Annotated in this window: 18 protein-coding genes; 8 read left to right on the plus strand and 10 right to left on the minus strand. The window is 63.0% G+C overall.

Translation table 11 applies throughout. The features are described 5' to 3' along the window. Positions 1 to 2: 2 nt before the first annotated feature. The 3 genes from GXB81_RS13220 to GXB81_RS13230 form a co-directional block, all read right to left on the minus strand. Positions 3 to 287: a hypothetical protein gene (locus GXB81_RS13220; RefSeq protein WP_167042599.1), complete on the minus strand. Its 285-nt coding sequence runs from the start codon at positions 285 to 287 to the stop codon at positions 3 to 5. 290 nt (positions 288 to 577) lie between these two features. Beyond that, positions 578 to 1,021, minus strand: a complete 444-nt coding sequence (locus GXB81_RS13225) for a DUF4399 domain-containing protein (RefSeq protein WP_205989355.1) — start codon at positions 1,019 to 1,021, stop codon at positions 578 to 580. Between the two features lie 51 nt (positions 1,022 to 1,072). Then, positions 1,073 to 1,504, minus strand: coding sequence for a DUF4399 domain-containing protein (locus GXB81_RS13230; protein WP_240158978.1), 432 nt, complete (start codon positions 1,502 to 1,504; stop codon positions 1,073 to 1,075). 433 nt (positions 1,505 to 1,937) lie between these two features. On the opposite strand from GXB81_RS13230, the gene GXB81_RS13235 reads away from it, so the two are divergent. Continuing rightward, complete coding sequence (locus GXB81_RS13235; RefSeq protein WP_205989356.1) at positions 1,938 to 4,019, plus strand: SUMF1/EgtB/PvdO family nonheme iron enzyme; 2,082 nt, start codon at positions 1,938 to 1,940, stop codon at positions 4,017 to 4,019. A 154-nt stretch (positions 4,020 to 4,173) separates the two neighbouring features. Here GXB81_RS13235 and GXB81_RS13240 read toward each other — a convergent pair whose 3' ends face one another. Then, a complete protein-coding gene (locus tag GXB81_RS13240) occupies positions 4,174 to 6,360 on the minus strand; it encodes a serine/threonine-protein kinase (protein ID WP_205989357.1) in 2,187 nt (728 codons plus the stop codon). 424 nt (positions 6,361 to 6,784) lie between these two features. Between GXB81_RS13240 and GXB81_RS13245 the strand changes: the two genes are divergently transcribed. From GXB81_RS13245 to GXB81_RS13265, 5 genes are all read left to right on the plus strand, one after another. Then, positions 6,785 to 7,054 carry a hypothetical protein gene (locus GXB81_RS13245; RefSeq protein ID WP_167042609.1) on the plus strand — a complete coding sequence of 90 codons (270 nt, stop codon included), beginning with the start codon at positions 6,785 to 6,787 and terminating at the stop codon, positions 7,052 to 7,054. A gap of 88 nt (positions 7,055 to 7,142) precedes the next feature. Next, positions 7,143 to 7,424 (plus strand): hypothetical protein, encoded by a 282-nt coding sequence (locus tag GXB81_RS13250; protein ID WP_205989358.1) that lies wholly within the window; start codon positions 7,143 to 7,145, stop codon positions 7,422 to 7,424. Between the two features lie 192 nt (positions 7,425 to 7,616). Continuing rightward, positions 7,617 to 7,826: a hypothetical protein gene (locus GXB81_RS13255; RefSeq protein WP_205989359.1), complete on the plus strand. Its 210-nt coding sequence runs from the start codon at positions 7,617 to 7,619 to the stop codon at positions 7,824 to 7,826. A gap of 355 nt (positions 7,827 to 8,181) precedes the next feature. Then, the gene (locus GXB81_RS13260) at positions 8,182 to 8,388 is read left to right on the plus strand and encodes a hypothetical protein (RefSeq protein ID WP_205989360.1); all 207 of its coding nucleotides are present in this window, start codon (positions 8,182 to 8,184) and stop codon (positions 8,386 to 8,388) included. A gap of 42 nt (positions 8,389 to 8,430) precedes the next feature. Beyond that, positions 8,431 to 8,556: a DUF3309 family protein gene (locus tag GXB81_RS13265; RefSeq protein WP_167042616.1), complete on the plus strand. Its 126-nt coding sequence runs from the start codon at positions 8,431 to 8,433 to the stop codon at positions 8,554 to 8,556. Here the strand turns inward: GXB81_RS13265 and GXB81_RS13270 are convergent. From GXB81_RS13270 to GXB81_RS13290, 5 genes are all read right to left on the minus strand, one after another. Then, entirely contained in the window at positions 8,553 to 9,968 is a 1,416-nt protein-coding gene (locus tag GXB81_RS13270) for a four-carbon acid sugar kinase family protein (RefSeq protein ID WP_241016349.1), read from the minus strand. The genes GXB81_RS13265 and GXB81_RS13270 overlap by 4 nt on opposite strands. Before the next feature lie 23 nt (positions 9,969 to 9,991). Next, positions 9,992 to 11,290, minus strand: a complete 1,299-nt coding sequence (locus GXB81_RS13275; protein WP_205989362.1) for a ribulose-bisphosphate carboxylase large subunit family protein — start codon at positions 11,288 to 11,290, stop codon at positions 9,992 to 9,994. Beyond that, entirely contained in the window at positions 11,287 to 11,826 is a 540-nt protein-coding gene (locus GXB81_RS13280; protein WP_167042621.1) for a VOC family protein, read from the minus strand. The genes GXB81_RS13275 and GXB81_RS13280 overlap by 4 nt, the downstream gene beginning before the upstream one ends. Before the next feature lie 91 nt (positions 11,827 to 11,917). After that, complete coding sequence (locus GXB81_RS13285; protein ID WP_205989363.1) at positions 11,918 to 13,804, minus strand: TRAP transporter large permease subunit; 1,887 nt, start codon at positions 13,802 to 13,804, stop codon at positions 11,918 to 11,920. Positions 13,805 to 13,866: 62 nt separating this feature from the next. Continuing rightward, a complete protein-coding gene (locus tag GXB81_RS13290; RefSeq protein WP_167042625.1) occupies positions 13,867 to 14,892 on the minus strand; it encodes a TRAP transporter substrate-binding protein in 1,026 nt (341 codons plus the stop codon). A 213-nt stretch (positions 14,893 to 15,105) separates the two neighbouring features. On the opposite strand from GXB81_RS13290, the gene GXB81_RS13295 reads away from it, so the two are divergent. Both GXB81_RS13295 and GXB81_RS13300 read left to right on the plus strand, forming a co-directional pair. Further along, positions 15,106 to 16,173: a LacI family DNA-binding transcriptional regulator gene (locus GXB81_RS13295; RefSeq protein WP_167042627.1), complete on the plus strand. Its 1,068-nt coding sequence runs from the start codon at positions 15,106 to 15,108 to the stop codon at positions 16,171 to 16,173. Positions 16,174 to 16,546: 373 nt separating this feature from the next. Then, positions 16,547 to 17,020, plus strand: a complete 474-nt coding sequence (locus tag GXB81_RS13300) for an Lrp/AsnC family transcriptional regulator (protein ID WP_167042629.1) — start codon at positions 16,547 to 16,549, stop codon at positions 17,018 to 17,020. Between the two features lie 14 nt (positions 17,021 to 17,034). Here GXB81_RS13300 and GXB81_RS13305 read toward each other — a convergent pair whose 3' ends face one another. After that, positions 17,035 to 17,382 (minus strand): DUF4148 domain-containing protein, encoded by a 348-nt coding sequence (locus tag GXB81_RS13305; RefSeq protein WP_205989364.1) that lies wholly within the window; start codon positions 17,380 to 17,382, stop codon positions 17,035 to 17,037. Between the last annotated feature and the right edge of the window lie 302 nt (positions 17,383 to 17,684).

Consider the following 17,684-nt stretch of genomic DNA (forward strand, 5'->3'; position numbering starts at 1 on the left):
GCTCAGGACACGAAGATGTTGTTGTTCGACGTCACATGCGGATCGATCTGCGTCGTCGTGCCGTTGACGAGCGCCGAGTTGTTACCGTTGGCGCTCTGGATATTCATCGTCGTGCTGATCAGTTGAGTCGCGTCGACGTTCTTGCTGTTGTTCGGCGCATACACGGGCGCGAAGCTGTAATACGACGACCACGGAGCGTAATAGCCGTTGCCGCCGCGCACGGCGCGCATGGCCTGGCTGTCGAGTTGCTCGGTGATGGACAGATCCTTGATCGTCAGCGTGTTCATGGTCAATCTCCTGGAAGGGCAAGCGCATAGTCCTGCGTTGGGAATCGAGCAACCTGTCTGCTCGGACGCCATTCACGCATGAGCTATGCCAACCGTGCTCTCCCTTCCGGTCGATACCTCGAAACGCCTGCTCGCAAAGGGCTTCAGCGAATCGGCAACATGGCTCGGAAACCTGGCCGATGGAAGATGAAACGGGAAGTGGTGGATTGCAGCCAACATCGCATTCGAAATGGTTGGCTGCATCGCGACAGTCGATCACGCGCGCTTCCGTACGTCATGCCATACATCGCTCAGCGCGCAATGACCGTGATCTTCTTCGAGTACACCGGCGGGTTGTGGGGCATATGCATGTCGTCGCCCATCAACAATTGCAGCGTATGTTTGCCGGGCGGCAATTGAATCATCGTTTCCGTTTCGCCTGCTCCGAAATGCAGATGCTGACGATCCGAGGGAATCTCCTGGTCCATCGGCGGCAGGTCGGTGTCGATCAGCAGATGATGGTGGCCGGTATTCGGGTATTTGACGCCTTTCGGCGCGACGCCCATGAAGCGCAGGCCAAACCAGACGCGAAAAGGCTTGTTGGCCGGCACGACCTGGCCGTCGTTCGGATAGCCGATATAGGCATAGGCGCCGGGCGGCGCCGGCGTGGTGCCGGCCCATGCCGCTTCCGGCACGGCCCACACCGTCAATGCCGAGGCTGCGAGCAGCGCCGCGGCCGCAATGATCTTGTCCATGAGGTCTCTCCGATGCCGCCGATCCGTTTCGAACGGAACGAACCGGGTGCGCTAGTCTTTCAGCACGGTGATGGTGATCTTCTTCGAATACACAGGCGGTACGTGCGGTACGTGATTGTGATCGCCGAGTATCAGTTGCAACGTGTGCTTGCCAGGCGGCAACTCGATACGCGCATCGGTTTCGCCGGCGCCGAAGTGCAGATGCTGCCGGTCCGAGGGAATCTCCTGATCGAGCGGCGGCAAGTCCGTGTCGATCAGAAGATGATGGTGGCCGGTATTCGGAATCGCAACGCCTTTCGGACACACGCCCATATTGCGCAAGCCCATGCGCACCCAGAGCTTGCCGCCATGAATCACCGCGCCGTCCGGCGGCCAGATGATGTACTCTTCCGCCCCCGGCGGCGACGGCGTCTGCTCGGCATAGGCGGCACCGCTTGGCCCGACGCTCGTGAATACCGCAACGGCCGCCACGCACAAGCTCATGCGCAATGCGCCGCCACGCGCGCGCGCCGCAAGCCGGCTGGAAAGATGGGGAATACGGGTTCTTCGCATCGCTCACTCTCCCGAAGAGGGGTCATGGCAGGCCCGGCCGCGCATGGCCTTCCGGGCGTTCCAGCGGCATGTCGCGAACCCGGATGTCCGGACTGCCGCCTACTTAAAACGACCATGCGGCGCGACTTTGTGAATCAGCTTAGGACGTAACTTGCGAAAAAGATACGCGATACTCGTTAACCGTATGACGCGCCGAGCGCTTCCGGACAGTGGTGACGTGCAAAGCGCGTGCTATCGTTATTGACAGGTTGCGGGTCAATGTCCGATAGCGGCATCGATGCTTCCCCGCCGTATTTCAGCGGATACCGCGAACCACGCGGTCCTCGAATACCTGAATTCTGTCCGGTACAAACAGGATATGAAGATGTGGCGAAAATTCCTGCTGGTGTGCATGGCCGGGGCAATTCACGCGCAGTCGGGCGTCTCTATTGCCGCGACGGAACGTGAGAATATCGGCGCGAGTAGCGCGGTGAGTACTGTCGCGAGCGCGGTTGCGAGTACTTCGGCGGAGAGGAAAAAAAATGCGCCGATGTTCTCGCCACTTACTCCATCGCGCGGCAATGAGCACGCACGACGTATTGCGCTAGTAATCGGCAATGGCGAATACGGCAATCCTTTGGAACCGCTTCGCGACAACGCGCCGCGCGATGCCGAGGCGATGCGCGATGTACTACGCGCGCGCGGCTTCGACGTCATTTCCCGCACGAATACGACCCCGTCGCAAATGCGGCAAGCCATCGACGAATTCGCAAAGCGCTTGCAAACAGGCGATATCGCACTGTTCTATTTCGCCGGGCACGCCCTGCAAATAGAACAGCAAACGCTGCTTGTGCCGGCGCAGCCCGAAGCAGACGCGCTATTGCACGCGCCTGCTTCACTGCTCAGGAGCGGCGTCGATCTGAATACCGTCCTGCATGCGATGCAATCGTCGCGCGCCGGCCGGCTCAACCTCGTGATTCTCGATACCTGTCTGAACAATCCATTTACACCCGCGGCGGCAACCATGAGTACCTCGGCGCTGCCTGCCAACACGGTGATTGCATATGCCACCGCGCCGGGCAGTTTTGCGGCGGACGGTCCGCGTCACGGCGTCTATACCGCCGCATGGCTGCGCGCACTGCGAAATGCGCCGTCGCAATCGCTTGCCGACCTGCTGCCACGCGTCGCCGCCGAAGTTCGCGAGGCAACGCACGGTGCGCAACAACCGTGGACCACGGCCGCGCTTTCCGCCGTCGAGCCGGTAAGCGAAGACGCCGTGTCGCGACCGGGCGCATCGGATCGTGACGTCATCGCACTGCGCAGCCGCGGCCTTCTGCCCAAAGACAGCAACGAGCAATACGAAATCACGTTCTGGAATTCGATCAAGGACAGCAACTACCCCGCCGATTACGAGGCTTATCTGAAGGCCTATCCGGATGGCCGCTTCGCCACGCTCGCGCATGCGCGGATCGACCGGTTGCGCGCGGCGGCCGCCTCGAATGCCACGGTCGGTGCGGCGCCTGCGGCGTCCGCGGTTGCACCCGCGGCGAAAAGCAGCCAGGCTTCTCAAGCCGCCACGGTGGCACCCGCCACACGCACGACCACTACCGCACAAGCGAGTGCCGCAACCCCGGCGCCCGCCCACACAACACCGGCATCACCCGCACAACCCGCTCCTTCCGCGCCGCCGCCCGCCGCCGCTGCAACCGCCGCCCCGCTCGTGCAGAAAACCGTCGCCCATCCGCCGACTGCCGGCGAAATACGCGATTGCGCGACCTGTCCGATCATGATCGCGATACCCGCCGGCTCGTTCGCCATGGGCAGCAACACCGACGACCCATCGGAAAAGCCCGTTCATCACGTGAGCATCGGTGCATCGTTCGCGATCGGCAAATACCCGGTGACGGTCGAGCAATGGAATGCCTGCGTGGCCGCGAATGCATGTCAAAAGCTCACGCCCGAAAGCAATACCAACAAGGCCGCGCCCGCACGCGACCTCAGTTGGGACGACACGCAGCAATACGTCAAATGGCTCGCCAAAACCACGGGCAAACCATACCGCCTGCCCACCGAAGCCGAATGGGAATACGCGGACCGCGCCGGCACCACGACCGCGTACTGGTGGGGCGAACAGATGCGCAAGGGCACCGCCAATTGCAAGGATTGCGGCGACCCGTGGCACAAGGAAGGACCGGAGAGCGTCGGCTCGTACATGCCGAATCCGCTCGGCCTGTACGACATGAATGGCGGCGTTTGGGAATGGACCGCCGACTGCTGGCACAACTCGTATCAGGGCGCGCCTGCCGACGGCCACGCATGGGACAGCCCGGCCTGCGAAATGCGCGTCATTCGCGGCGGCTCGTGGCGCGAGGGCGGCAATTACATGCTCAGTGCAACGCGCTTCAAGTACAGCGCGGGCGTGCGCCAATCGCAGGATGGTTTTCGTGTCGTGAAGGATCTGCGCTAAGGCGCTTGAGCTTCGAGGCTACGCACAAGGCACCGAAGCGCGGTTGCAGTGCGCTTCGGCTCGCGCGCTTACGATTGCGCCGGCGATTGCCATTCTTTCCTCACAGGCTCGACTCACGGCATTGCGCATTCGCACTGCACCCCCTATCGCGACTTCACGGCATACGCGGCTTCGTCGTAATCGGCGCGAAATCCGCGAAGATATGGTCTTGCCCGTATTTACCGCCAATTTGTGCGAGTCGCGCATCGAGCGCACGCAGATAATCCGCGCGCGATTCGCTTTCCGGACGCAGCTTGTCGAAGAGCTGCACCGGCGTAATCAGCAGCACCACCATCTCCGAGCCGAATGGCTTCGAAATGATCCAGTCGTCCGCGCCACCGATCGTCGCCGAGTAGTTCGGCGGCGCCTGATTGTCCTTCGCGCGTGGACTCGGCACCATGTGTACGACGCGGCCATCGAGCTGGTAATAGTCGACGCTCACGAACGAATCGAAGTTGGGCGTATTCACGTCGACGACGAGTGCATCGCCATCGCTCAATAAACCGCTCGGCGGCCGCACGTGCAGCGCGGCGACGCGGCCCTGCTGCCAGTTACGCATCCAGTACGGCGCGAGCGTTTTGACGGTGTCGCATTTATCGTCGGCGAGCGGCTGGACGTCGAGCGTCAACGTATCGACGCCCGGCAACGCCGCCAACGTGTCCTTCAGATGCGCGGCGCCATCACGCTGCGAGACGAAACCTCGCACCGTCAGCGCGTGATCCTGCACCCCGGCCGATAGCGCCGAGCACGGCACCTGCGCGAGCACCGGTGTAATCGCGGCTAGCGTCAACGCGGGCTTCGGAGCGGGCGGCGGCGGTGAAGCCGGTGGCAACGGCGCAGACGAAGAAGACCCCGCGTTTGCCGATGCATTAGCTGCTTCATTCGTTACCGCGGAAGTTGCTCCAGAAGTTACCGCGGAAGCGGGCGACGTCTGCGCCGTACTGTTCGACGACACGATTGCCGACGCTCCGCCCACGCGATCGACCTGGTCGGTTCGCGGCTCGCTCTCGCGGCTCGGCCCGGAACGCAGCGCGAAAATGCCGACCGCCGCCGCGCAAACCACGGCGAGCCCCGCGAGTCCCGCCTTCGCGAGCGTGCCCGACTTCTCGGCGCGCGCTTCATTGTCGAACTCGGCGATAAAGCGCACGACGCTTGGCATCCGCGTCGCGCGATCGAACGACAGTGCAGCGCGCAGCGCGCGCCATTGCCGCGAGTCGAGATTCGGTGGACGCTGCGGCTTGAAATCGGCATTGCGCGCCTGCGTCGCGGACAGCCGATCGAACGGATGATGGCCGGTCAACAGTTCGTACGTGATGCAGCCGAGCGCATAGATATCGTCGCGCGGATCGGGCTCCCCATGCTCGATCATCTCCGGGCTCGCATACGCGGGTGTCAACGCGCCGAGCGTGCCGGGGTCGAATACCGTCGCATCGCTTTCCTCTTCCGGCCGCTGGAATACGCGCGCAATGCCGAAGTCGATCACTTTTACTTCGGCGTTCGTCGTCAGAAACACATTGGCGGGCTTGAAATCGCAATGGACGAAGCCGCGCTCGTGCGCATACGCGAGCGCCGCGCACATGCCGCGCACGATCGGCAGTGCCGCGCGCACCGGCATGCCCTGATAGCCGGGCGTGCGCAGCAACTGGCTGAGCGGTTTGCCGCTCAGGTACTCCATGGTCAGATAGACGATCGGCCCGTCGCGATCGAAGTCGTACACCGTGATGATGTTGCGATGCGCGAGCACCTGCGCCTTGCGCGCCTCGCGCTGCAACGCGACGAGCGAATTCGGATTGCCGCGGAACTGGACGTTGAGTACCTTGATCGCGAGATACGGCTTGCGATCCGATGCTTCGAGCTTGCGCAGATCGAGCGCCTTGTACACGGTGCCCATGCCGCCGACGCCCAGGCACTCCTCGAGCACGAAACGGTTGTTGAGCGTATCGCCGATGCCCTTGATCGTGTCGTGCGCGGAAGCATTGTCCGCCGTCCCCGAAACACCCGAAACGCCCGCAACACCGGCGCTGCCCGAACGCAGCGACGGAATCTCCACCGTCGTCTGGATGCCGGTTTCCTCGCCGCCTGCCGCGACGTTCGATAAGCGCAGCAACTCGATACGCCGCCGTACTTCCAGATACAACTCCTCGGGCAATGGCGTTTGCCGATGCGCGGCACCCAGCATCTCCAGCAACTGCGTCGAACCGAGTTGCTCGGCCTTCAACGCGCTGTCGAGCCGGGCGACGAACTCGTCACGAGACAGCTCGCCGCTCTGGAAATCGTGAATCACACGCGCAAGGCTAGCCATTTGTGCGAAGCACCGCCGTTGCCGCTGGACCGTGTCGCATGCGACCGACGCCACGCGGGTCGATAAGAAACCTGTCGTAACCAGTTACATGTGCCGCTTCGATACTAGCTCCCGGTCCGCGCTTTCGCAAACCGGCAATGACCCTCGCGACGCCATGCACGCGCGTGACGCGAGTGTCGTATGCGAACCAACAGGATTGCACCGTCTGTCGGAGAGACACCACCGCTTGCCGCCCGATCAGCCGCGCGGACGCACGGCACGCCGGGACTGCTTCACGCCGGAACGCCCTGTTAATCGAGACTCCCGGCATTTCATCAGGATACTTGAGCAAATCTGGCACAGCCTGTGCATGAGTGATATCCGAGCAAACAGGTTGCTCAACACCACTCGCAACATTGCGATGACTTCTTTCTGGAGACTCACCATGAAAACGCTCATGATCAAGGATCTGTCCGTCACCGAACAACTCGACAGCCAGGCCATGCGTGCCGTGCGCGGCGGCTTCGGCCCGAGCCTGTACTACAACTTCAGCCCGATCGTCGCTCCGAACAACAGCAAGAACCTCACCGCCACGCAACTGATCAGCAACGAACTGAACCAGCAGAACGCCAACGGCAACAACGTTGCGTTCGCCGCCGGCATCACCTCGACGAACGATCCGTTCGTGACGTCGAACAACAACATCCACATGTAATGCGCGACGCGGCGAAGCACCCGCACACGCGGGCCGCTTCGCCGCACGCCATTCGTCTCCGCTTTTCGCGCACCCTTGGAGAAACATCATGTCATCCCTCATGATTCGCGATCTGCCCGGCACCCGCGAACTCGACCGCCGGGCCATGTCCGCGCTTGCCGGCGGGACCGGCGGCAGCGTGCCCGGCTTGCCGTTGGGCAGCCTCGCCGGCATTGCCAACGTCAACGTGACGGTGAACCAGAGCCTCTTCCAGCAGCAAAACGTGAACGTCGCGGCACTCAACAACATCGGCGTGATCGGCGCGGGCTTCGTGCCGCTGAAGCTCAACGTCGACCCCACGCTGTGGGGCGCCAACTACGCCGCCGTGTAAGCGCATGCAGCAGCGCGGGAACGGGGGTTCCGGCACTGCCGCTGTATTGACATGCCCCAGGCCGCACACGGATTTCCTATACTCGAAGTGCGTCGAGACCTCAGTACATCGAACGACAGGCCAAACATTCCGCCAACGCGGCGGCTGGACCCTCGACGGGCCGAGCCGCCTCATTGCTTTTCTGGAGCCCTCATGACCAAGCTTGTCATCAAGGACCTGACCGAAAGTGTCGAACTCGACCGTGAGGCAATGGCCGCGATCGTCGGCGGGGCGCGCATCGGGGCGCGCTCGAATCTCGCCGCGCCGCTCGTGCCGGCCGCAACGCGTGTCGTCGACTATCCACCCGGCTTTCCCGCTGCGCATCTGTCTATCGGCAATGCCGCCCTGAAGCCGAAGCGGTAACGCCGCCGGAACCGCCCACCGCTTTTCATCGCCACGGCACGCGCGCTTCGCGCGTGCCGTTTCCATGCCAATCCCACTTTCCGCCATGCGTCGTGTCGCTGTCCGCTTTTCGCGAAGCGGTGCGGCAAATCCACCATGCACGCGCAATACGTGGGCTTCGCACGAACACTTCGCCTCGCATGCGCCGGCCCGATCCGCGCGATTCGGCGAGGTGGGCGCGCGCATCCCTGTCTGGATGCGCATGGCGGCGAGTGACCGCTTTTCCACATCACACCTCGGCACGTTGGCATATGCCTTGCAAAAATCCAGACGGGCGCTGCACTGTGCTCGCCTCTCGATCTCAAGGAGTAATGCCATGAAAACCACTGTCATCATCAAGGACCTGCCGCATCGCGCAGACGACGCATCCGCCGAAAAAGCCCTCACCGTCGAACAGATGAAAATCCTGCGCGGTGGCCGCTCGGTGGTCGTCACCGTGGACGGTACTTCGACGGGTCACGTCGACGATTGGGACATCAATACCGCCATCTTCGAAGGCCGTATCACCGGAACCTATCTATAGGACGCGCGAAGTGTCCGCAATTGGAAAGAGCGCACCCGCCTGATGTTCTTTTGTGTGAGACGGGCGCCGCTCCGGCCGCATAGCCGCTCGTGGGGCGACGGCCCTACCGGCGGTGTCGGCCGCGTACCGATCGTGGCGATCGTGCGGCCGATTGCCGATGTGCGCTAGCCCGCATAACCGTCGATCAACTGCTCGAACAGATCGGCGTCGCCCATCTGGCCGCCTTTGAGCATGGTCTCCATGCCGTCGAGTTCGGCGCGATCGGAATGCAGACGGCACACGGTCACGCCCGCCGAAAGCGGCGCGAGATAGGACAGTCCCCACGCGTCCAGCGCACGCACCGCAAAGCTCGACGTATCGCCGCCCGCGATGCCGATACGCTGCAATCGCACCGCGCCGAGTACCTGTTGCAATAGCGTCGCGCACGCATGCGCGAGTTGGGACGGTGGCGTGGCTTCGTTTTCGTTGTCGGCATTCGCCGTATTTTCGCCACTCGCCGCCTGAGCGACTGGCGTCGCGTGCGATACCTTTCGTGTCGTAAACGCCAGCACGTTGCGCCCGTCGCGCAAGGGTCCGGCAATGGCCGCGACACGATCCGCCAGATAGGCCGCTGCCGTATCGCCCGTCATCTTGTGTGGGTCGAGCTCTACTCGCAAATAGGAATGCGCGGCGCCGATCTGCACTTCCGTCAAGGGCGAGAGGCTGCCGGCCAGCACGAATACGGGGCCGCGTGCGCGCGCCAATGCTGGGGTGGCCTCGTTCTCTACATCGGAATTGCCGCGCACTCCACACGCCGATGCATAAGCCTGCGCAACGCTGCTCGCCCCGACCGCGAGCAATGGCGCCGACCTCGCCGCATAATGCACGATGACCTTGCCGATGGCGCGCAAATGCGTATCGTCGAGTACATCGAACAGCAACGCGTCGGGCCGTACCTCGGGCTTCGTATCGAGTTCGCGGCGTACCTCGGCCTGCAATGCCGCTTCGCCTGCCGCATAGCACCGCCAGTCGATCGACCGCACCCGCTCGATACCCTGACGCTGCAGATGCACACGCAGGTCCGCTTCGTTCATCGGCGTGACCGGGTGGCGGCTCATCGTCGGATGACGGTCGATCCGATAGATCGAGGGCTGTTCGTCGTCCGCGCCCGCCGCGGCGAACAGTTGACCGAACACGCAATAGCGCCGCAGATTCGGCTGCCCGCCGACGATCGCAACGAGTTCATTCGCACAGTACTCGCGCAGCGTGCGAATCGCCACGCCGATGCTGCCGGTATGTGGCGCGCTATCGAAGGTCGAGCACACCTTGTAGTGAATCACGCGCGCACCGAGCGCGGCGAATGCGGCGCCGACACGCGCAAGCTCCTGCTGTTGCGCGGGCGGCGCCATCGTGCGCGCCGCGCCCGCGACGCCGATTGCGTCGAGTTGACCCAGCATCGACAGACGCGCCGCATCGGGCGGCGTGAAAAACAGCATCGCGCGCAAGCCCGCGCGTGCGAGATGCGCGAGCGTATCGGTCGCGCCGGTGAAGTCGTCGCCGTAGAACGCGTAGTCCGTGCCTGAATCGCGCGAACTGTTCATCTCTTCTGCGCCTGGCATCGCCCTCAACCCCGGCCGCCGAAGAACGTCAGCGCGCGCTGCAATTCCGGCATGTTCTGCGCGTAACTCGCGAGCGGCGTGCCGGCTTGCACCGCCGCCCACGCCTGGCGCACGCTCTGAACGCCCGCAGCCGGACCGTCCGGATGCGCGAGAATGCCGCCGCCGCACATGAAGAGCAGATCGGTCGAATGCACGGCGTCGTATGTCGCTTGCGCGGTACCCGCCCATTGCCCCGACGAAAACGCGGGCAGCACGCTGTCGTCGCAGCCGGGCGCGAGCGGCAGCGCGCAGTCGCGCGCCGACTCGATCACCTCGGCGTCGCTCTGCGCGAATTTGCCGGCCAGCCCATGCACGTGCATATGATCGACACCGGCGAGACGCCAGAGCGTCTGATACGCCTGAAACGATATGCCGAGCGCCGGGTCGCGCGACATCATCCCGTAGCCGTTGCGATGCGCATGCAGCACGAGCGGCGTGGCACGGCGCAACGTCTGGATCGCCGAGAAGCCGCACCAGTTGATGCTCGCCATCACGCAGCTACCGCCCTCGCGCTCGACGAGGTCCGCATGACGGCGCATGGCGTCGAGATCGTCGGTAATGTTGAAGGCGACCATCACGGGCCTGCCGCTGCGTTCGCGATAGGCGCGCACCTCGGCCATGACGGCGCGCACGCGTTCGGCAAGCGGCGCATGCGCAGGGTTCGCACAAACTTCGTCATCCTTGATGAAATCGACGCCCGCCTCGCACAACTGGCGCACGAGTGCGGCCGTTTCGTCCGCGCTGAGGCCGACGTTCGGCTTGATGATCGTGCCGATCATCGGCCGGCCGCTGACTTGCGTCAGCGCACGCGTGCCGGCCACGCCATGACGCGGCAACTCGAAACGCGCACGATACGCGGCCGGCAAACGCAGCGACAGCAGCCGCATGCCAGTCACTTCGCCGAGGTCGTACAGATTGCCGGCGACGGTCGCGGCCAGCGTCGGCAGATTCGCCTCGATGTTGGCCAGCGGAAATGACAGCTTAATGCGCGCGCGACGCCACGGCCCCGGCGTGCGCTGCCGCGTGAGCCATGCGCTCAGCAGACTCGGTTGCGCGGCGGCTTCGAGCTCTTCGATATGCAGCACGTTGGCGCGGCTGCGCGCGCGCAGTGCATCGGATTCGTTCGCGACGCGCACGAAGGTGCCGCTCGATTGCTCGCCGGCCATCACGTCCGCGACGCGCGCGGGATCGAGCGGCGTTTCGATCAGATAGTCGGCTTCGAGCGTATCGCTATCGACTGGCCGCTGCGCCTGAATAACGTTCATAGCGTGCTCAGATCGGGAAACGGACGCACCGGCTCGCGGCCGTCCCAGTCGCGCGAGGCCGCGTAGATCATGTCGAACAGCTTGCCCTTCGGCCCCGCGACTTCCGATAGTTCAACCACCGTGCCCGGATGATTCTCGGTATCGAAGTAGACGAAGCGGCCGTTGCGCCCCACCTCGCCGCTCATCGCAACCTTGAAGCCCTGCTCCTGCAAACGCGCGAGATCGGCGTCGAACGACGTGGTCCAGTACGCGTTGTGCTGCAAGCCCGTATGGCCCGCGGCGAGAAAGTCGCGATACATCGAGGGCGCGTCGTTGCGCGTCTGGATCAATTCGACCTGCAACGGTCCCGAGTTCGCGAGCGCAACCGAGTTGTGCACTTCATAGCGCTGCCCGCGATACGTGTAGTTTTCGATCGGCACGCGTTCGTTGTAAAACCACGGGCCCACGCCGAGCACGCGGCTCCAGTAGTCCATCGCGGCCTCGATATCGCGCACCACGTAGCCTGCCTGCCGGATTTCGCCAAAGAAACGACTCATGAAACTCTCCCGTTGCTGCGGGTTTTGAAGGACGAGCGACACCCCGGCGCCGTGCAACGCAGCGCCCGAATGTCAGTGAAGTAAGAACTGTCTAGAGGAATCCGATCGATAGCCACGGAATCGCCGCGACGAGCAGCAAACCGAAGATCAATGCGCTCATATAACCGATGATCGGCCGAATGCCCGCATCGGGATTGACCTTGCTGATCGCGCACGCCGAGTAGTAACCCACGCCGAACGGCGGCGAGAACAGGCCGACACCCATCGAGAGAATCACGACAATCGCGTAATGCACTTCATGCACCCCGGCGAGCCGCGCGATCGGAAACAGCAGCGGCCCGAACAATACGATCGCGGGAATCCCTTCGAGCACGCTGCCGAGCATCACGAACACGACGATCGAGATCGCGAGAAAACCGTACGAGCCGCCCGGCATCGAACCCATCAGTTGCGCAAGGTCCTGCGAGAAGCCCGATTGCGTGAGCGCCCAGGCCATCGCGGTCGCGCAGCCGATGATGAACAGAATCGCGCCCGACAGCGTGGCCGCGTCGACAAGCATGCGGCCGAGCCGGCGCCACTCGAAGCGCCGGTAAATCAGCAGCCCGGTCAGCATCGAATAGACGATGCCGATCGTCGAGACCTCGGTGGCCGTTGCAATGCCTTCGACCACGGCCAGGCGAATCACGAACGGCAAGGCAAGCGCGGGGAACGACACGACGAACATCCGCCCGATCTGCTTGCGCGTGTAACGCTGCGCACCGCTCAGGTCTTCCTTGCGATAACGCCACCACACGACGACGCACAGAATCAGCGCCAATACCGCGGCCGGCAACATGCCGGCCGTGAACAGCGCGGAAATCGACAGCCCCGTTACCGAGCCGATCGTAATCAGCACGATGCTCGGCGGAATCGTTTCGCTTTGCGCGCCGGTCGTCGCGAGCAAGGCCACGAGGTCGCCTTCGGAGGCACCGCGCTTTTTCATCTCCGGAAACAGCACCGGTGCGATGGCCGCCATGTCCGCGACTTTCGAACCCGAAATGCCCGACACCAGGTACATTGCGCCGATCAGCACGAACGACAGACCGCCGCGCACGTGACCGACGAGGCTCGCGAGAAATTCGATCATCGCACGCGCCATGCCGGTCATTTCGATCAGCAGGCCGAGAAAGACGAACAGCGGCACGGCGAGCAGCACGAGATGCGACATGCCCTCGTCCATGCGGCCGACCATCACTTCGAGAGGCGTATAGGTCGAGAGGCCGAGATAACCGAATGTCGCAAGTGCGAATGAAAAGCCGATCGGCACGCCCGAGAAAATGCCGACCGCCACCACGCCGACGAAAAAGATCACGAGGTTGGCTTTGCCGAGCGTCTGAAACCAGTCTCCCGCGAACACCGCCACCGCGCCGAGCAAGGCGGCAATCGCCAGCACGATCAGCACGTCGAGCACGCGGCTCACCTGCGCGAGGCGGATCACGCCGACCAGCAGCATCAACACCGCGCCGATCGGCAAGGCCAGCGCGCGCCACGCATTGCTGATCTGCAAGGCGGGCGTGACGATCGCCGCTTCGCCCGACGCGTAATCGTAAGCCGGCGCAATCAATAGCGCGAGCAAGGCGATCGACGCGACGATCGCGAGCGTATCGACGAACGCGCGCGCTCGCGGCGACAAACGGCTGACGAGCGCCGTCATGCGCATATGTTCGCCGCGCCGCAACGCGAGCACGGCACCGAGCATCGCGAGCCACAGAAACAGAATGCCGGCCAGTTCATCGGACCACACGAGCGGCTCATGCAATACGTAACGCGACACGACACCCGCCAGCATCACGACGATTTCGATCGCGAGCAAGGTCGCGGCGCACACTTCGACGAGCGCGATCAAACCGCGATCGAAACTGCGCAGCCAGCGCCGCGGCAGGCTCGCCGCGTGCAACGGCGCAGCCGCTTCCGCCGGATTCAATGCGTGATTCGACATCGTGCTGTCTCCTTGCGGCCGCGCGCCGCGCGTCGTCCGATGCTCGCCGGAACCCGGCGCGCTCACGCGAGCTTACCGACCGATTGCTCGAGCAGATCCCACACGTCGTTGCCGAAGCGGCCTTTCCATTGGCTATAGAAACCGGCCTGACGCAGCGCGGCACGAAACGTGTCGGGCGACGGACGATTGATCGCGAGACCCTTGCTTTGCAGATCGGCGACGGCCGCATCGTTCAGCTTGCGGACGTCCTCGCGCTGCTTGATCGCCGCCTGGTTGAAGGCGTCGCTCGCAATCGTCTGCAGGTCTTTCGGCAAGCGCTGCCACGCGCGCTGGTTCAGCACGAACCAGTAGCCGTCCCATTGGTGATTGGTCAGCGAGCAGTACTTCTGTACTTCGTAGAGCTTGGCAACCAGCACGATCGGCAGAGGATTTTCCTGCGCGTCGACAATGCGCGTTTGCAACGACGAATACACTTCGCTGAATTGCAGACTGGTCGGCGCCGCGCCGAGCCCCTTGAACAGATCGATGCTGAGCGGACTCACCGGCACGCGAATCTTCAGTCCGCGCATGTTCTGCGCGTTGACGATCGGCGCGGTGCTCGTCGTGGTCTGACGAAAGCCGTTGTCCCACATCTTCTCGAACGATTCGAGCCCGGCTTTCTGCATCGCCCCGCGCACATAGGCGCCGAGCTTGCCGTCCATCGCGCGCCATACCTGGTCGTAATCGGCGAACGCAAAGCCGACCGCATTGATCGCGACCGACGGCGCAAGCGTCGATACCACGAGCGCCGACGGCGTGAACATTTCGATGCCGCCGCTGCGCACCTGCGCGAGCATGTCGGTATCGCCGCCCAACTGGTTATTCGGGAAGATCCGGATCTCCATGCGCCCTTTGGACGCCTCGCGGACCTGATTCGCCGCTTCCTGAGCGCGCACGTTCAGCGGATGCGTGAGCGGCAGGTTATTGCCGTACTTGAACACGAACTCCGGGCCGGATGCCGCACGTACGATCGCCGGGAATCCCAGCGTACTGGCCACCGGCACGGCGGCTGCGGCACGCAGCAGGCTGCGTCTCGCGAGGTTGGTCATGAGCGTCTCCTATCCCATGCATGGGGTTTGCTGCTTATAATTGATGTGACTGTCGAATCCATCAAAATTCATCATCACCCGCTGCAACGCGCTGATTTCCGGTCAAGCGCGTTGCGATGTCGTGCGATAGCTGCAAGACTAGGCGCTCGCGGCAACCGCTGTCAAACCGCGAGCTTGATGTTTTTTGATGGACCTCATCTGTTGAGGACTACCATGTCAGAACCGGGTCATCTCACCGGAACCGCGCCGCTCAACGCGCGCGCACGCATTCCCGACATTGCGCGCGCGGCCGGCGTATCGACCGCCACGGTCGATCGCGTGCTCAACGGCCGCGAAGGCGTGCGCGCCGTCACCGCGCAGCGCGTGCTGCAAGCGGCCGCGCAGCTCGGCTATCTGCTTACGCCGGATGCGCCCACCGTCGCGACGGCAAGGCCGATGCGCATCGCGTTTCTGTTGCCCGCAGGCACCAATCGCTATCTGCACATGCTCGGCGACTACATCGAATTCGCCCATGAACAGTGGAGCGCATTGGACATGAAGTGCCGCGCGCACTACGTCGAGAGTTTCAATCCGAACGAACTCGCGGACCGTCTGCTGTATTACGGGCAACGTGCCGATGGTGTCGTGTTCATGGCGCTCGAACATCCGGTCGTGCGCGACGCGGTCAATACGCTCGCGGACCAGGGCGTACCGGCGATTACGCTGATTTCGGATCTGTCGAATTCGCGGCGGCTCGCGTATGTCGGCATCGACAACCGTTCGGCGGGACGCACCGCGGCGTTGCTGTTAGGCCGTTTCATGGGCCCGCGGCCGAGCGGCAAGATTGCGATGCTGGCGGGCAGCCTCAACTATCGCGGGCATGAGGAACGCGAAATCGGCTTTCTGCATCTGATCGAATCGACCTTTCCGCAAGTGCGCGTCATAGGACTGCGCGAAGGTCACGACGATAGCGAGCGCAACTATAGGCAAACGCGCAAGCTGCTCGAAGAGCACCCCGATCTCGCGGGCATCTATAACAGCGGCGGCGGTTCGGACGGCGTCGCGCGCGCGATCGTCGAAGCGCGTTCGGAACAGAAGATCCTGTTCATTGGACATGGCTTGACGCCCGATACGCGCGCATTGCTGATCGAAGGCACGATGGATGCGCTGATTACGCAAACGCCGCAAGCCATGGTCGGCAACTGTCTGCGAATTTTCCGCAACGTGCACGAGAAACGCGATGCACTGAGCGACGTGAAGCCGGTGCAGTTCAGTATCGTGTTGCGCGAGAACCTGCCTTGATGGCGGGCGATTCGCGGTATGCAGGGGCAGAGGCCAGGGTGGGGGCAATGCAAATGCAAGCCTTGCGATAGTCGCTTGCGATGACATGCGTCCATGCCCGGCGGGCGCGCCTTCCGGCACGGGTAGCGCCGGAATTCGCCCGCGTGCCGCCTTCCTGTGAAGACGGCGAGACACCGGAGCGCGGCTTGTGGCCGCAACAGACCGCTGAGTGCGAGACCCGCGGCCCGGACGGTTGTCCCGGGCATGAATGCATGGAGAAAATATACCGGGAGCCCCGCTGGATAGGCTTCTTAAAGACATCGCGTTGCGGTGCTGCTTCGGGACGATCTACATCTATAATGAATTTTTAAGGAATATTCTTCCATTCACGCCAATGACGACCCGAAACCGCCCGCTCGACCAGCTCGATCGCAAGATCATGCGCGCGTTGCAGAAGAACGCTCGCCTCAGCAACGCGGAACTCGCCGAGCTGGTCGGCATGTCGACCACGGCCTGCTGGAATCGCACGCGCCAGCTCGAAAGCGAAGGCTATATACGCGGCTATGTCGCGTTGCTCGATCAGCAGAAACTCGGTTTCGCCGACATCGTGCTGCTCGAAGTCACGCTCGACCGCCACGACGACGACGCGCTCGCGCGCTTCGGCGCCGAACTCGCGACACTCAGCGAAGTACTCGAAGCGTATCTCGTGTCCGGCGACTACGACTATCTCGTCAAGGTCGCCGTGGACGGCACCGCGGGCTACGAGCGCTTCCTGCGCGAAAAGCTCTACAAGATCGCAGGCATTCGCCATAGCCGCTCGATGTTCGCGCTGCGCTGCATGAAGAGCATTCCGTCGATTGCGATCTGAGCACACGCCGTACTTCAATGCGCGTAGATCGGACCAAGGCCGATGATGTCGGGCTGGTCCGGCGCCGCGCGATTCATCGGCGCATACGCCTGTGAACCCGCGGCCGAACTGCCCGAGTTGCTCTGCGCCACGCCGCCATATGCATTGACCGCTGCGTTGTTGCCGGCATTGATGCGTGCCTCGGCCGCCTCGATGTTGCGCGGGTATTGCGCGTTGTCGCTCGCGGGGTTGTAGCCGGCCTTCTGCAACTGGACCAGTTCCGCGCGCACTTCGGCACGCGTGACTTCATGTTGCGATTGCGCGAACGAAGCGACAGGAACGGCAACGAGAGCGGCGACGATCAGCGATTGAACGAATTTCATGAGTTCTCTCCAGATATCTGAATACACGGGATTCAAGGGTTGAGCGGAACACCGGACCACCGAAGCCGATATGCCTTCATGTCCCGCCTGATTCACGCAACGTTGCGAATCAACCTTGCGTGAAGACATTTGAGCGCGCCAACGTATCTGGAATGTTTTCGTTTCTCCCCTTTATGCAAGCGTATTTGTCTACGTACGAGGCTGATACATTGCGATACAAAAAGCGGCTCTGCGTGTTCCCTGCTTTGTCCACTAATCTTGTTCGCACATCTCGCTCTCACATCTCGTTCGCGACTCGCGCC

The organism is Paraburkholderia sp. Ac-20336, from assembly GCF_017105025.1.
Classification (GTDB): domain Bacteria; phylum Pseudomonadota; class Gammaproteobacteria; order Burkholderiales; family Burkholderiaceae; genus Paraburkholderia.

Coding starts and splice junctions, on each gene's coding strand:
- GXB81_RS13220 (WP_167042599.1), bottom strand. CDS start 287: ATGAACACGCTGACGATCAAGGATCTGTCCATCACCGAGCAACTCGAC.
- GXB81_RS13225 (WP_205989355.1), bottom strand. CDS start 1,021: ATGGACAAGATCATTGCGGCCGCGGCGCTGCTCGCAGCCTCGGCATTG.
- GXB81_RS13230 (WP_240158978.1), bottom strand. CDS start 1,504: ATGAGCTTGTGCGTGGCGGCCGTTGCGGTATTCACGAGCGTCGGGCCA.
- GXB81_RS13235 (WP_205989356.1), top strand. CDS start 1,938: ATGTGGCGAAAATTCCTGCTGGTGTGCATGGCCGGGGCAATTCACGCG.
- GXB81_RS13240 (WP_205989357.1), bottom strand. CDS start 6,360: ATGGCTAGCCTTGCGCGTGTGATTCACGATTTCCAGAGCGGCGAGCTG.
- GXB81_RS13245 (WP_167042609.1), top strand. CDS start 6,785: ATGAAAACGCTCATGATCAAGGATCTGTCCGTCACCGAACAACTCGAC.
- GXB81_RS13250 (WP_205989358.1), top strand. CDS start 7,143: ATGTCATCCCTCATGATTCGCGATCTGCCCGGCACCCGCGAACTCGAC.
- GXB81_RS13255 (WP_205989359.1), top strand. CDS start 7,617: ATGACCAAGCTTGTCATCAAGGACCTGACCGAAAGTGTCGAACTCGAC.
- GXB81_RS13260 (WP_205989360.1), top strand. CDS start 8,182: ATGAAAACCACTGTCATCATCAAGGACCTGCCGCATCGCGCAGACGAC.
- GXB81_RS13265 (WP_167042616.1), top strand. CDS start 8,431: ATGTTCTTTTGTGTGAGACGGGCGCCGCTCCGGCCGCATAGCCGCTCG.
- GXB81_RS13270 (WP_241016349.1), bottom strand. CDS start 9,968: ATGAACAGTTCGCGCGATTCAGGCACGGACTACGCGTTCTACGGCGAC.
- GXB81_RS13275 (WP_205989362.1), bottom strand. CDS start 11,290: ATGAACGTTATTCAGGCGCAGCGGCCAGTCGATAGCGATACGCTCGAA.
- GXB81_RS13280 (WP_167042621.1), bottom strand. CDS start 11,826: ATGAGTCGTTTCTTTGGCGAAATCCGGCAGGCAGGCTACGTGGTGCGC.
- GXB81_RS13285 (WP_205989363.1), bottom strand. CDS start 13,804: ATGTCGAATCACGCATTGAATCCGGCGGAAGCGGCTGCGCCGTTGCAC.
- GXB81_RS13290 (WP_167042625.1), bottom strand. CDS start 14,892: ATGACCAACCTCGCGAGACGCAGCCTGCTGCGTGCCGCAGCCGCCGTG.
- GXB81_RS13295 (WP_167042627.1), top strand. CDS start 15,106: ATGTCAGAACCGGGTCATCTCACCGGAACCGCGCCGCTCAACGCGCGC.
- GXB81_RS13300 (WP_167042629.1), top strand. CDS start 16,547: ATGACGACCCGAAACCGCCCGCTCGACCAGCTCGATCGCAAGATCATG.
- GXB81_RS13305 (WP_205989364.1), bottom strand. CDS start 17,382: ATGAAATTCGTTCAATCGCTGATCGTCGCCGCTCTCGTTGCCGTTCCT.